14 protein-coding genes are annotated in these 14000 nt (G+C 68.0%); 7 read left to right on the plus strand and 7 right to left on the minus strand.

Annotated features, from left to right (window positions below; genetic code table 11):
- The first annotated feature begins 22 nt into the window (after window positions 1-22).
- Both B1818_RS00375 and B1818_RS00380 read left to right on the plus strand, forming a co-directional pair.
- A complete protein-coding gene (locus B1818_RS00375; protein ID WP_175404299.1) occupies window positions 23-562 on the plus strand; it encodes an RNA polymerase sigma factor in 540 nt (179 codons plus the stop codon).
- Entirely contained in the window at window positions 559-1890 is a 1332-nt protein-coding gene (locus B1818_RS00380; protein WP_078111671.1) for a VOC family protein, read from the plus strand. Before B1818_RS00375 ends, B1818_RS00380 begins: the two co-directional genes overlap by 4 nt.
- Before the next feature lies 1 nt (window position 1891).
- Here the strand turns inward: B1818_RS00380 and B1818_RS00385 are convergent, their stop codons facing one another.
- A complete protein-coding gene (locus B1818_RS00385; RefSeq protein WP_078111672.1) occupies window positions 1892-2365 on the minus strand; it encodes a DUF1772 domain-containing protein in 474 nt (157 codons plus the stop codon).
- Between the two features lie 117 nt (window positions 2366-2482).
- Between B1818_RS00385 and B1818_RS00390 the strand changes: the two genes are divergently transcribed.
- Both B1818_RS00390 and B1818_RS00395 read left to right on the plus strand, forming a co-directional pair.
- Window positions 2483-3793: a PQQ-binding-like beta-propeller repeat protein gene (locus tag B1818_RS00390; RefSeq protein WP_078111673.1), complete on the plus strand. Its 1311-nt coding sequence runs from the start codon at window positions 2483-2485 to the stop codon at window positions 3791-3793.
- 217 nt (window positions 3794-4010) lie between these two features.
- Complete coding sequence (locus B1818_RS00395; protein ID WP_078111674.1) at window positions 4011-4775, plus strand: lytic transglycosylase domain-containing protein; 765 nt, start codon at window positions 4011-4013, stop codon at window positions 4773-4775.
- 366 nt (window positions 4776-5141) lie between these two features.
- On the opposite strand, the gene B1818_RS00400 is transcribed toward B1818_RS00395, so the two are convergent.
- The 4 genes from B1818_RS00400 to B1818_RS00415 form a co-directional block, all read right to left on the minus strand.
- Entirely contained in the window at window positions 5142-6434 is a 1293-nt protein-coding gene (locus B1818_RS00400) for a M18 family aminopeptidase (protein ID WP_078111960.1), read from the minus strand.
- A 14-nt stretch (window positions 6435-6448) separates the two neighbouring features.
- Window positions 6449-7129, minus strand: coding sequence for a phosphoribosylformylglycinamidine synthase subunit PurQ (gene purQ / locus B1818_RS00405; protein WP_058251220.1), 681 nt, complete (start codon window positions 7127-7129; stop codon window positions 6449-6451).
- A gap of 10 nt (window positions 7130-7139) precedes the next feature.
- Complete coding sequence (gene purS, locus B1818_RS00410) at window positions 7140-7379, minus strand: phosphoribosylformylglycinamidine synthase subunit PurS (RefSeq protein ID WP_010844201.1); 240 nt, start codon at window positions 7377-7379, stop codon at window positions 7140-7142.
- Between the two features lie 95 nt (window positions 7380-7474).
- Window positions 7475-7957 carry a glutathione peroxidase gene (locus B1818_RS00415; protein ID WP_058251221.1) on the minus strand — a complete coding sequence of 161 codons (483 nt, stop codon included), beginning with the start codon at window positions 7955-7957 and terminating at the stop codon, window positions 7475-7477.
- Between the two features lie 126 nt (window positions 7958-8083).
- Between B1818_RS00415 and B1818_RS00420 the strand changes: the two genes are divergently transcribed.
- Together B1818_RS00420 and B1818_RS00425 are read left to right on the plus strand one after the other, a co-directional pair.
- Complete coding sequence (locus tag B1818_RS00420) at window positions 8084-8590, plus strand: MarR family winged helix-turn-helix transcriptional regulator (RefSeq protein WP_058251222.1); 507 nt, start codon at window positions 8084-8086, stop codon at window positions 8588-8590.
- A 132-nt stretch (window positions 8591-8722) separates the two neighbouring features.
- Window positions 8723-10270 (plus strand): DHA2 family efflux MFS transporter permease subunit, encoded by a 1548-nt coding sequence (locus tag B1818_RS00425; protein ID WP_058251223.1) that lies wholly within the window; start codon window positions 8723-8725, stop codon window positions 10268-10270.
- A gap of 173 nt (window positions 10271-10443) precedes the next feature.
- Here B1818_RS00425 and B1818_RS00430 read toward each other — a convergent pair whose 3' ends face one another.
- Together B1818_RS00430 and B1818_RS00435 are read right to left on the minus strand one after the other, a co-directional pair.
- Window positions 10444-12612, minus strand: coding sequence for a S9 family peptidase (locus tag B1818_RS00430; RefSeq protein WP_078111675.1), 2169 nt, complete (start codon window positions 12610-12612; stop codon window positions 10444-10446).
- Window positions 12612-13508 (minus strand): phosphoribosylaminoimidazolesuccinocarboxamide synthase, encoded by an 897-nt coding sequence (locus B1818_RS00435; protein WP_078111676.1) that lies wholly within the window; start codon window positions 13506-13508, stop codon window positions 12612-12614. The genes B1818_RS00430 and B1818_RS00435 overlap by 1 nt, the downstream gene beginning before the upstream one ends.
- 89 nt (window positions 13509-13597) lie before the next feature.
- On the opposite strand from B1818_RS00435, the gene B1818_RS00440 reads away from it, so the two are divergent.
- On the plus strand, window positions 13598-13885 hold the full coding sequence (locus B1818_RS00440; protein WP_065629099.1) for a SelT/SelW/SelH family protein: 288 nt from the start codon (window positions 13598-13600) through the stop codon (window positions 13883-13885).
- Window positions 13886-14000: the final 115 nt, after the last annotated feature.

Here is a 14000-nt window from a genome sequence, read left to right on the forward strand (position 1 = left end):
GTCCGGCCGCGACGATAGAGGTGTGAGCAGCGACCAACCGGTTTCTTCGGCCCGGGGACCAGAGGGATTGCTGGCGGTCTACGACCAGGCACTGCCGGAGGTGTACGGCTTCGTCGTGCGGCGCTGCACGGATCGTCGTACCGCCGAGGACGTCACCTCGGAGACCTTCCTGGCCGCCATGGACTCCGTCCGACGACGCCGCGACACCGAACCGACCACTCCGTGGCTCATCGGGATCGCCCGGCACAAACTCGCCGACCACTGGCGACGTGCACAGCGCACGCCGGAACCGGTCGACGACCTGCCCGACCACGGGGACGACCCGTGGGACACCGAACTCGACCGGATGGTCGCCCATCACACGCTCGGCCAGTTGTCGCCGATCCACCGTTCGGTGCTGACGCTGCGCTACGTCGACGACCTCCCCGTCGGCGAGTGCGCGGAGATTTTGGGCCGCACGGTCGGCGCCACCGAGGCGCTTCTCACCAGGGCCAAGCGGGCGTTCCGCGCCGCCTACCCCGAAACACAACCCCAGCCCAGCGGGAGAGGAGGTCACGCATGAGCACCCGGAACAGCTCGCGCTTCGACGCAGCACGAGATCCGCTGCACGTCCTGAACGCAGCGCGCACGCCGGGCTTCGACGATCCGGTCCGTCCCGACCTGGATTTCGCCGCCGCGCTGCGGGACCGCCTCGAGCGCGGGGCGACCCTACCCGAAGGAGTCGTCATGGCCACCGCAACACAACTCGACGCAACCGAGACCGTCCGGACCGAGGCGCCCGCCCGACCGGAACCGACGGTCGAACGTCCCGGCGCCCTCCCGTATCTCGTCGTCGCCGAACCGCAGGCGGCGATCGACTGGTACGTCGACACGCTCGGCGCCCGGCTGCGCGGCGAGCCGATCGTGATGTCCGACGGCGTGATCGGTCACGCCGAACTCGAACTGGGCGGCGGCGCGGTTTATCTCGCCGCCGAGTTCCCGGACCTCGGACTCCGGGCGCCCGCACCCGGACAGGTCTCGGTCAGCCTGATGGTCGCCGTCGACGACACCGACGACGCGGCCGCCACGGCCGCCCGCGCGGGAGCCGCGGTGATCCGAGAGCCGTATGAAGCCCACGGCACCCGCACCGCGGTGATCGTCGACCCGTTCGGCCACCGCTGGATGCTGAGTGGACCGTCGAAGACCGTGGGCACCGAGATGGTCCATCAGGGCGACATCGGCTACATGTCCCTGAACACACCCGACGCGGCCCGCGCCCGGCGCTTCTACGGCGACGTCCTGGGCTGGGAGTTCGACACCGAGGGCCGGCGCGTCACCAACGTCGGCCACCGCCTCGGCATCTTCGAGACCGACGGCACACCGACGGTCTTCTGCGCGTACGCCGTCGACGACCTCGAGGCCGCGCACGAGCGCATCGTCGCAGCGGGCGGGCGGGGCGAGTTCGGCGCAAGCCCCGACGGTCATCGCGTCGTCGACGCCGTCGACGATCAGGGCGTCCGGTTCGCGGTCTACGCCGCGAACCCCGACGACGAACGCCCGCAGGCCCACCCGCGCGACCCCGGGGCCATGACCTACCTGACGGTGTTGACGCCCGACAGCGGCCGCTTCCGCGCGTTCTACGGATCGGTCCTCGGCTGGACGTTCCACGGCGGACGCATCGACGACGGCTGGGAGGTCGACGACTCGCGACCGCAGGTCGGGCTCGCGGGCGGCGCCGAGAGCTCGCTGGCAGTGCCGATGTGGACGACCGACGACGTCGTGACCACGGTCGAACGTGTCCGGGCCGCGGGCGGCACGGTGCTCGAGGAACCGAGCACCGCGCCCTACGGCATCTCGGCGCGGTGCACCGACGACCAGGGCGCTCAGTTCTACCTCGGTCAGTTGTTCTGAGTCACCCCGCGGCCAACCCGACGACGAGCACCGCCACCGCCGCGGTGGTCAGCACGGACCGCACGATGTTCCACGGCACCCAGACGGCGGTGAACCGCGTCCAGACCCCCACCGCCTCGTCGCCGCGGACGACGCCCGCGGCGTCGAGGCGGTCATTGGCCGGGACGTTGACGACCATCGTGATGACGACACCGAGCGCGGTCAGGACCGTCGCGGTCAGGACCCACCATCGGAGCCCGGAACCCCACGAGGCCCAGACGGTCAGCGCGCCGAACACCACGCCGCCGCCGAAGATCACCGCGAAGAGCGGGTTGAGGATGGCGCTGTTCATCCGCTGCATCGCCGCGACCGCGACGTCGGCGCCGGCCCGGGTCAGGCCGGGGATCACGGCATAGCCGAATCCCGCCAGCACACCGGCACTGAGGCCGGTGGTCCCGACCGTCAGGGTCACCAACACATCACGCAACAGGTCCATGGGAACAGTCCAGTGCCCTGCGGGCGCGAAAACCATGACCGGACCGGCGAATTTCCTGCTCCGCCGTCCGGCTCCCGGCTCCGGAGCGGCCACCACCGTCATGGTTGACTCTTACCCATGTCCTCTCGCTCCCGCGTCCGGGCCCTGTCCGCGCGTCTGCCCTTCGGCATCGGGACCGTCGTCTTCGCCCTGTGCGCCGCGCTGGTCGTGACCGGCGGCGTGGTGCTGGCGAGCGGCACCGCCCAGACCGACGACGGCGACTACGCCTACGGCGAGCTGCGCGGCTACGAACGCGAACCGGGGACCGCCTGGACGATAGTCGGGCAGGAGGATCTACCGGACTACTCCGGCGAGGTCACCATCGAGATCGCCGACACCTCCGACGAGGGATGGCTCATCACCTACCCCTCCGGGCTGGGGCGCTCGTTCGTGATGGTGGACCGACGATCGGGAAACCTGCTGTGGGACAGCCCCATCAACGCGGGGCAGGGCGACTGCGCGGTCAACGAGGCCGGCCAGGTCGGTTGCGCGGTACAGCTCGGCACCCCACTCGAGGACGGCTTCTACCTCGTCGACGACGCCGGCATCCCGACCCGCACCGCCGAATACCTGGACACCAAATCGGTGGAGGGCCTCGGCAACAACTTCCTGCGCGTCAACCGGGTCGGGCACCAGGTCACCCTGAACACGCCGGCCGGCAACGGCATCTGGGCTCGGACCTTCGCGGCGCCGGTCGTCGGTATCGAGGTCACCGGCGACACCGTGGTCATCAGGACCGCCGACGCCAGCGAGTACCTGGTCAACCCCGCCACCGGTGAGGACCGCATCGGTTGCGATCAGTGCAGCATCAAGCTCTACCCGACCGGGGTGACCGTCGATCACCAGACGCACGGCGAGGAGAAGGTGGTCACCTACGCCACCGTCAACGGCCGGGTGGACGCCGATCCGGTCGCCGAGGCCGGCGGTCTGAGCGTGCTGCCCGGGCCGTCGACCCTCCCGGTCCTCAACGCGGCGAACCTGGTCTTCGCCGCCGAGGGGCAGTACGAGGTCCGCGACCCGGCACGTCCGGGGGCGCTGTGGCAGATCCGCGACGGCGAACTGTCCAAGGCCAATGCCATCGCGTGCGGGTCCCTCGTGAACTTCGGCCGCCTGGACGGTTCGCGGACGACCTACGCGCTCGCCGACGGCGCGCACATCGGCAGCGGACCGCCGCCGGGACCGCAGCAGCCGATCCTCGCCAACCCGCGGTGCGTCGGGTCCAGCGGCACCACCATGGTCGTCGTCAACCAGGGCCTGCTGACCGGGCTCACCCCGGCGAACACCGCGGCCTGGGAGCGCGGCCTGTCCTCCCCCGGACTCGTGCGGGTCGTCGACGGATACATCGTCGTCAGCGAGGGCAGCACCCTGTCGATGCTCCGCCCGAATTGACCCCGCTCTTCCCGTTAACCCGAGGTCTCACTCCCTTTTGTGGGCCGTTTCACATGACGGGCCGAGCTTTCGGCCTCACCTGCAAGGACACGAATCGGTGGTGGTGTCCAGACCTGAATTGATCACGACAAGGTAACGCTTTGCTCACGACCGCGTGTACGGTCGGCTCGGTTCCGCAAGCACGAACCACGAGATGTACACGCGAGGTCGATCAGTTTTGGGTAAGCACTCCAAGCCACGGAAGAAGTCACGCACACCGTTGTGGGCCACCGCCCTGCTGCCGGTGGGCGTTCTGGCCGGCGCGGCGACCGCCGGGGCCGAACTCTCCGGCAACACGCTGGCCCCCACGCCGGTGTCCGCGCCGCAGGTGACGTCCGAGACCCCGACCACGCCACCGTCCGTGACGCCGGCTGTGAAGGCCCACCCGCTGGCACCCACTCCGCCGCCGCCGCCGGTTCGGCCGGCGAGCGTGACGACGGGCACGGTCCCGGTGACCAACTACGACGCGTATGAGGCGGCCGCGAAGTCCGTCACGAGCACCCACCCGCGCTGCGGCATCGACTGGAAGGTGATCGCCGGGATCGGCCGGGTCGAGTCCCACCACGCCGACCAGGGCAACGTGAACCCCGACGGCGTCCTGCGCAGCGCGATCTTCGGTCCGCGCCTCGACGGCTCCCTCGCCGGCAACCAGGTCATCGGTGACACCGACGGCGGCGAACTCGACGGCGACCCGGTCTACGACCGCGCGGTCGGCCCGATGCAGTTCCTGCCGTCGACGTGGAAGATGTACGCCGCCGACGGCAACGGTGACGGCAAGTCCGACCCGCAGAACATCTTCGACGCCGCGCTGACCACCGCGAACTACCTGTGCGACGACGATCTCGACCTGCGCGACTCGTCCTCGCTGGTGACCGCCGTCCTGCGGTACAACAACTCGATGGAGTACGTGAACAAGGTCCTCGGTTTCGCCCGCGAATACTGATCCCGCTGCCTCACCAGGACCCTTCGTGACGCGCCCTCCGCAAGCTCCGGGCGCTCCTCAGGGAGCAGTGGGCGACGCTCGCAAGCTCGCTCCTCAGTATCTGCGGCCTGGCGGCCGTCGTGGACTCCGAGAGACCCCGTTGTGCTCGGAGGGGGCCCAATTACTGCTCCCTGAGGAGGCCGGAGCTTGCGGAGGCCGTCACGAAGGGTCCTGGTGAGATGCGTCGCCAAGCCCTTCGTGGCTCGTCGACCTCGACGCGCTCCTTCGTCGCTTGCTCGGCCCGGCGGCTAACGCTCCTCGCACCTCAGGGAGCAGCGGGGGTCGCTTCTTTCGGATCAGGGAGCGGTGCCTGCTCGCGCGTCGTTCCTAGCCCTGCGTCAGAAACGCTTGCAGCGCAGCCGAATACATCGGCACGTCGTCGGCGCCCATGAGCTCACGCGCGGAGTGCATCGCGAGCTGCGGCGCGCCGACGTCGATCGTCGTGAGCCCGGTGCGTGATGCCGTGATCGGCCCGATCGTCGACCCGCACGGCAGATCCGCGCGATGGACATATCGCTGCATGGGGACGCCCGCGGCGTCGCACGCGAGCGCGAAGACGGCCTCTCCCACCGCATCCGACGCATAGCGCAGGTTCTGGTTGACCTTCAGCACCGGTCCGCCGCCGATCGAGATGCGGTGCCCGGGTTCGTGGCGCTCGGGATAGTTCGGGTGGGTCGCGTGGGCCATGTCGCCGGACAGGCAGATGCTCGCGGCCATCGTCTGGAGGAAGTCCGCGCGTGATCCGCCGCGCGCGAGCACGATTCGTTCGCAGATCGACCCCAGGAAGTCCGAGGCGGCACCACGCTCGGAACCGCTGCCGACCTCCTCGTGATCGAACAGCACCAGCATCTTCGTGTGCGCCGACGAGCCGGCGTCGAGCAGCGCCCGCAGACCCGTGTAGCAGGTCCCCTGGTTGTCCAATCGCGGTGCGCTGAGCAGGTTTCCGTCGGCGCCGATGATCGCCGACGGCGCGACGTCGTGGGTCATGAGTTCCCAGCCGAGGAGCGCGTCCGGGTCGATGCCCGCGTACTCCGACACCCAGCCGAGGACGTCGGGGACGTCGTCGCCGATTCCCCACACCGCGTTGACATGCCGCTGCGGATCGAGCGACACGCCCTTCCGGTCCTCGGACAGGTGGATGGCGAGTTGGGGTACCCGCACCACCGGTTCGGTCACGTGAACCAGCGTGTGCGCCACCGAGTTCCCCGATCGGTACGCGAGGCGGCCGGAGAGGCCGAGATCGCGGTCGAGCCAGGAATTGAGCCAGGCGCCGCCGTAGGGTTCGAGCGCGACCATCGCGACTCCGGCCGACGAGCGGTCGGGATGCTGCTTGAGCCGCAGGTTGGGGCTGTCGGTGTGTCCGCCGACGATGCGGAAGGTGCCGGTCTGCCCGGTCTCCCAGGCGATGATCGAGCCGCCGCGGATGACGTAGTGCCGCGCCGACGGGGCGTCGAGGCCGGCGTCCGCCCACGGCTGATCCTCGAACAGCCGCGTGTACCCGGCGCTTTCGAGTTCGCGGGCCACCGTCGCGCACACGTGGAACGGCGACGGCGAGGCGTCGACAAACTCGCCGAGGCCGCGTGCGGTCGCGCTGGTCGGAATCCTGGCGGACGCACTCATCGACGAACGCGCATTCACGCCGAGGCGAGGACCGAGTCGATCGCCGAGTAGAACAGGCCGAGGCCGTCGTCGCTGGGTCCGGTGAGCGGCTCCGTGGCGTGCTCGGGATGCGGCATCAGGCCGACGATCCGCCCGTTAGGGCTCGAGATACCGGCGATGTCGAGGGACGAACCGTTCGGGTTCCGCTCGGGGAACCGGAACACGACGAGCCCCTCACCCTCCAGCTCCTCGAGCTTGCGCTGCGAGGCCACGTAACGTCCTTCGCCGGACTTGAGCGGGATGAGGATCTCCGCACCCTGCTCGAAGCGGGTCGTCCAGGCCGTGGTGTTCGACTCGACGCGCAGCCACTCGTCGCGACAGATGAAGTGCAGGCCCTCGTTACGGGTCAGGGCACCCGGCAGCAGCCCGGCCTCACAGAGCACCTGGAAACCGTTGCAGATTCCCAAGATCGGCATCCCCTTGCCGGCTGCCTCGACGACCGATCCCATCACCGGAGCGAAGCGGGCAATGGCCCCCGCGCGCAGGTAATCGCCGTAGGAGAATCCGCCGGGGACGATGATCGCGTCGACGCCCTTCAGGTCGGCGTCGCCGTGCCACAGCGCGACCGGTTCGGCGCCGGCCAGCCGGACCGCGCGGGCGGCGTCGACGTCGTCGAGGGTGCCGGGGAAGGTGATGACCCCGATGCGTGCTGTCATGTGCTGCTCTCTACTCCGCGACGCGCGAGACGTTGAAGTTCTCGATGACGGTGTTGGTCAGCAACTCCTCGGCGATGCGCTCCAGCGTCGTGTCGTCGACCGTGTCGTCGACCTCGAGCTCGAAGCGCTTGCCCTGACGGACGTCGCCGATCCCACTGAACCCGAGCCGGCCCAGGGCGCCGACGATGGCCTGCCCCTGCGGGTCGAGAATCTCGGCTTTGGGCATCACGTCGACCACCACTCGCGCCATGGACCGCTCCTCAATGTCTGCTGGTCGGTTGTCGCCTGACCGGTGTTCTCCCGATCAGTTCACGCCGGTCAGCTTACCGGGTGCACCAAATCGGCTCAGAGCACGGATTCGATGGCGGCGACGACCGTCGGATCGGTCGGCTCGGTGCGCGGACGGAAGCGGTTGACCACCTCACCGTCGGCGTTGACGAGGAACTTCTCGAAGTTCCACTGGATGTCGCCGGCCTCCCCGTCGGCGTCGGCGTGCCGGGTGAGTTCGGCGTAGAGCGGGTGACGCGCCTCGCCGTTGACGTCGGTCTTCTCCAGCAGCGGGAAGGTCACCCCGTAGGTCGCCGAGCAGAAGGTCGCGATCTCCTCGGCGGTACCCGGCTCCTGCCCCATGAACTGGTTGCAGGGCACTCCGACGACGGTGAGTCCCTTGTCTCCGTACGTCTTGGCGAGTTCCTCCAGGCCGGCATACTGCGGCGTGAGGCCGCACTTGCTGGCGACGTTCACCACGAGCAGCGGTCCGCCGAAGTCCTTCAGCGAGACGTCGGAGCCGTCCAGAGCGGTAACCGGGATGTCCTTGATGTTGGCCATGGCTGTCAGATTAGACGGCGCCCGCGCCGCCTTCGGGAGACCCGGGTCACAGGTGCCGCCACGGTATGCGCAAGGTCACCGTTAATTGCGTTTCGGCAATAGTTGCATTCGGGTTAGCATCTTTCGGTGTCCGGAGAATGCAGGTCGAACAGCGGCGCCGACGAGTCGGTGAACGCTGCGTCGTCGGCGCTCAACGCCTTCCTCGAGCGGCTCATCGATCTGAGCCGGCCCGAGGCGCTGGAGAGTCTGGCGGCAAGCGAGGTCACGTTCTCGCAGCTCCGGATCCTCTCCACGCTTGCATGCCAGCCCGGGCCGATGCCGGTCAACGCGATCGCCGATCACGTTCAGCTGTCCCTCGCGGCCGCCGGCCGGACGGTGGACAAGCTGGTGACCGGAGGTCTCGTCGACCGTCGAGAGGACCCGTCCGACCGTCGGGTCAAGCGCATCTCCCTCACCGACGCGGGCCGGCGCTACCTCGAGACCCATCTGGCCGTGAAGCGCGGGACCATCCGGCACTTCGTCGCCAACCTGCCCGCCGACATGCGCGACAACCTCTGCGCGGCACTGCGTCCCATCGTCGACGACGGCGTCGACCATTTCTGTCTGCCCACCGACGGACGGCAGGCCTCGTGACTCCCCTCTCCTACCTCGTCGCTCCCTGATCTCTGACCACCGACCCTCACGGGGTCGAACGAGCCCACAGACTTCTCTGCCGCGGATGGCCGCGGCACGCCCATTTCTCGCCCGACCGATAGGAACACGCGAATGACCTCATCCACAGGTGGCCATCTGCACGACGGCCCACCCGACACCAAGCTGGACCGTCACGTCCTGCTGGTCGCCGGCGTGGTCGTGCTCGGCGCGATCATGTCGATCCTCGACGTCACCGTGGTGGCGGTCGCCCAGAACACCTTCCAGCAGGAGTTCGGCACCGACGCCGCGGGCGCCGCCTGGACCGCGACCGGTTACACCCTGGCACTGGCGGCGGTGATCCCGTTGTCGAGTTGGGCGGCATCGCGTTTCGGCACCAAGCGCGTCTACCTCGTCTCGCTGGTCCTGTTCACCGTGGGTTCGGTGTTGTGCGCGCTGGCGCCGAACATCGGCATGCTCGTGGCCTTCCGCGTGATCCAGGGACTCGGCGGCGGCATGCTGATGCCGATCGGCATGATGATGCTGACCAAGGCGGCCGGTCCCGAGCGGGTCGGTTCGGTCATGGCCGTGCTCGGTATCCCGATGCTCCTGGGTCCGATCTCGGGCCCGATCCTCGGCGGCGTCCTCATCGAGCAGCTGAGCTGGCACTGGATCTTCCTGATCAACGTCCCGATCGGCATCATCGCGCTGGTTTACTCGTGGATCGTCCTGCGCGATGACGCGGAGACCAGCCGCCCCTCGATCGACGTCGTCGGTCTGTTGCTCCTGTCGCCGGGGCTCGCGTTGTTCCTGTTCGGTATCTCCTCGAGCGCCGAGCACCGCACGTTCGTCACGGCATCGGTTCTGGTGCCGACCATCATCGGTGCACTGCTGATCGTGGCCTTCATCGTGCACGCCCTGCGCAAGAAGAACCCGCTGCTCGACCTGCGGCTCTTCGCGAACCGCACACTGAGCATCTCCGTCATCACGATGGTGCTGTTCATGGTCGCGTTCTTCGGTGCGGCGCTGCTGTTCCCGCAGTACTTCATCGGCGTGCGCGGCGAGTCCACGTTGACCGCCGGTCTGCTGCTGGCCCCGCAGGGCATCGGCGCCATGCTCACCATGCCGATCGCCGGCCGTCTCACCGACAAGATGGGTCCGGGCAAGTTCGTGCTCGCCGGCATCGTCCTGATCGTGCTGGGTCTGAGTACGTTCATGTTCCTCGGCGCCGAGACCTCGTACTGGCTGATCTGCGGTTCGCTGTTCGTGCAGGGTCTCGGCATGGGCATGACGATGATGCCGATCATGTCCGCGGCTCTCGCGACACTCAGCAACCCGCAGGTCCCGGACGGTTCGACGCTGCTGAACGTCATCCAGCAGTCGGCCACGTCGATCGGTACGGCCGTCATCTCGGTGATCCTGGCCAGCAGTCTGGCGAGCCGACCCGAGGCGGGACTGGCGATCATGGCGAACACCTCCGACGATCCGCTGCCGCCGGGCGTGCCGAACCCGTTGCCGGAGTCGTTCTTCGAGACGGCCGCGGACGTGTTCTCGAGTACGTTCACCATCTCGGTGGTCCTGATCGTCCTCACCCTGATCCCCGCGTTCTTCCTGCCCCGCAAGAAGATCGCGTCGCCTCTCACCGAAGAGGACATGGACCGCGGTCCGATCATGATGCACTGATCATCGCCTGCTGATCGCAAACCAAAGCCCCACCGACTCCCGGGTCGATGGGGCTTTGTGGTTTCGACAAGCTCAACCAGCGGAAGGTGAGCTCGACCAGCGGAAGGTGAGCTCAACCAGCGGAAGGGTGAGCTCAACCAGCGGAAGGTGAGCTCAACCAGCGGAAGGTGAGCTCAACCAGCGGGAGTATCGAGCGCGCCCGACTGCTGCAGGATCCACGCGATCTCGAAGGCGACCTCTTCCCACTGCTTGTAGCGTCCGCTGACGCCGCCGTGGCCGGCGGACATCTCGGTCTTCAGCAGTACCGGGTTGTCCGAGGTGGTCTTCTCCTGCAGTCGCGCAACCCATTTCGCCGCCTCGGTGAACAGCACCCGGGTGTCGTTGAGCGAGGTCAAGGCGAGGATCGGCGGATACGGCTTCGCGTCGACGTTCTCGTACGGCGTGTAGGTCTTCATGTACTCGTAGACCTTCGGGTCGTGCAGCGGGTCACCCCACTCGTCCCACTCGATCACCGTGAGGGGCAACGACGGATCGAGGATCGAGTTCAGCGCGTCGACGAACGGCACCGACGCCAGGATCCCGTTGAACAACTCGGGCGCGAGGTTCGCGACCGCACCCATCAGCAATCCGCCGGCGGACCCGCCCTCGGCGACCATCTGCTGCGGTGTCGTCCACCCGGTGTCGACGAGATGCCGTCCTGCGGCGACGAAGTCGGTGAAGGTGTTCCGCTTGCTGAGTTCCTTGCCGTTCTCGTACCAGTAGCGCCCCATCTCCCCACCGCCGCGGATGTGGGCGAGGACGAAGACCATGCCGCGATCGAGCATCGACAGTCGCGCCACCGAGAAGTACGGGTCGATACTCGCCTCGTAGGAGCCGTAGCCGTAGAGGAGCAGGGGCGCCGGCTTGGCGGCGTCGGTTTCCTTGCGCCGCACCACCGACAGCGGGATACGGGTGCCGTCCTCGGCGACGGCCCACTCCCGCGACTGCACGTAGTCGGCCGGGTCGTAACCACCGAGCACGGGCTGCCGCTTGAGCAGGGTCCGCTCGCCGGAGGCGACGTCGAGCTCGATCAGTTCCGCCGGTTCGATGAAACTGCCGTATCCGATGCGGAGCCTCGGGGCACGCCATTCCGGGTTGGCGCCGAGGCCCGCGGAGCTGAGCTCCTGGTCGAAGGTCACCTCGTGGAAATCCGATTCGACCGGGATGCCGTCGATCTGCCGCAGATCGGCGATGGCGAGACGCGGCAACGCATCTCGGCGGTAGGACAGGACCAAGTAGTCGGCGAAGGCGTCCAGGTCCTCGATCCGGCGTTGCGGATCGTGCGCGATCAGCGGACGACGGGCCGACAAGTCGGCGACCGGCGCGAGATCGATCGCGAAGTTCTCCGCCTTCTGCCCGTCGCGGACTTCGTTGTGCACGATGACCAGATAGTCCTCGCCACCGATGACGGCGTGCTCGACGCTGTACTCGACACCGTCGATCCGCGGTGCGACGCTGCGGAATTCACCCGTCGGATCGTCGGCGGCGAGCAGATAGCTCTCCGAGGTGATCTTGGACCCGACGCCGATGACGAGGTACTTGTCGCTCCGGGTGGTGCCCATCCCGACCCAGAACCGCTCGTCGGGCTCGTGGAATACCTTGACGTCGGCAGTCCCGGCACCGATGTCGTGGCGCCACACCGTGTCCGGGCGCCAGGCGGCGTCGACCGTCGAGTAGAAGACGTGCCGGGCGTCCGCCGACCACACCGCACCCCCCGACGTGTCGCGAACCTCGTCGGGGAGCAGTTCCCCGGTGCGAAGGTCTTTGACGCGCAGGGTGTATCGCTCGTCCCCGACGATGTCGATGCTGTAGGCGAGCCAGTTGCCGTCGTCGCTGACGGTCAGCGCCCCGAGACTGAAGAAATCGTGACCCTCCGCCTCGACGTTGGCGTCGAGCAGGATCTCCTCGCCGGGCAGCGGGTCGTCGCCCACCTCTGGCGGGGTCCAGTCGTCCTCGGACCGGATCGGGCACCGGCACGACGTCGAGTACTGCTTGCCCTCATGGGTTCGCCCGTAGTACCAATGCCGCCCGCGCCGGTTGGGCACCGACATGTCGGTTTCCTTGGTGCGGCTCTTGATCTCACCGAAGATCTGCGTGCGCAGGTCCGCCAGCTGCGCGGTGTGTGATTCGGTGAAGGCGTTCTGCGCCTCCAGGTAGGCGATGACCTCCGGATCGTCCTTGTCGCGCAACCATTCGTAGTCGTCGACGAAGGTGTCACCGTGGTGGGTGCGTTCGGTGGGCACCTTTTTGGCCACCGGCGCGGTGACCGGAGCGGCGTTCATGATGGTCTTCTCGTCGGTCATCAGATCACCTCTGCGTCGGGCCAGTCCGCGAAGGACTTTCGCGAGATCCATTCGTAGGCATCGATATAGCGCTGCCTCGTACGGTCGACGACGTCGTCGGGCAACGGCGGCGGCGCTTCATCGGACGCCCGGTCCCACCCGGATTCGGCACCGGTGAGCCAGTTCCGCACGATCTGCTTGTCGAAGCTGGGCTGCACCTTGCCGGCCTCGTAGGTGGCGGCCTCCCAGTACCGCGACGAGTCGGGGGTGAGCACCTCGTCGGCCAGGACGAGTTCGCCGTCGGCCCCGCGGCCGAACTCGAACTTGGTGTCGGCGAGGATGATTCCGCGCTCGGCGGCGACGGCGGCGCCGCGCGCGTAGATGTCGAGGGTGGCCGATCGCAGCGCCTGCGCCAACTCCTCCCCCTCCTGCTCGACGACCCGCTCGAAACTGATGTTCTCGTCGTGCTCACCCTGCTCGGCCTTGGTGGCCGGCGTGAAGATCGGTTCGGGGAGCTTGCTCGCCTCCGACAGTCCCGCCGGCAGTTCGACACCACACACCGACCCGGTCGCCTGGTAGTCGAGCAGGCCCGACCCGGTCAGGTAGCCGCGGGCGACGCATTCGACCTGCACCATCGGCAGTCGACGGACCACCATCGACCGGCCCACGACCGACGCCGGGATCCGTTCGTCGGTGGGGCCGCCGGCCAGGTGGTTGGGCACCCCGAGTTCGTCGAACCAGTAGAAGCTCATCGCCGTCAGGATGCGCCCTTTGTCGGGGATCGCGGGACTGAGGATGTGGTCGTAGGCCGAGATCCGGTCGGACGCCACCAGCAACAGGGTGTCGGCGTCGATCTCGTAGATCTCGCGGACCTTCCCCGACGCCAGATGACGGTAGGACTGCAGTTCAGGACGCATGGACTCGACCCTAGAGGGTGAGGTGACCCCGCGGGGCGGCAGGGACCACCCGTCCGGCCGTGGGCCCCGGGGTCTGCGATCCTGGACCGATGAGCGAGCCGCACATCACCATCACCTACTGCACGCAGTGCAACTGGCTGCTGCGGGCGTCGTGGATGGCCTCGGAACTGCTGAACACCTTCGGCACCGAGATCGGCTCGGTGACCCTCGTCCCTGGCACGGGCGGGGTGTTCGCCATCGACGTCGACGGCACCCAGATCTGGGAACGCAAGCGCGACGGCGGCTTCCCCGGTGCTCCCGAACTCAAGCGTCGCGTGCGCGACACCGCCCTCCCGGACTGGAACCTCGGGCACTCCGACGTCTCGACCCCCGAGTGACAGAGCCGACCTTCTGCTCCCTGATCCGAAAGAACGACCCCATTGCTCCCTGAGGTGTGAGGAGCGATAGCGACGAGCCACGAAGGGCCTGGTGAGACACGTTGCGGAGCCCTTC

The sequence above is a fragment of the Gordonia sp. IITR100 genome (assembly GCF_002009645.1).
GTDB classification, from domain to species: domain Bacteria; phylum Actinomycetota; class Actinomycetes; order Mycobacteriales; family Mycobacteriaceae; genus Gordonia; species Gordonia hongkongensis.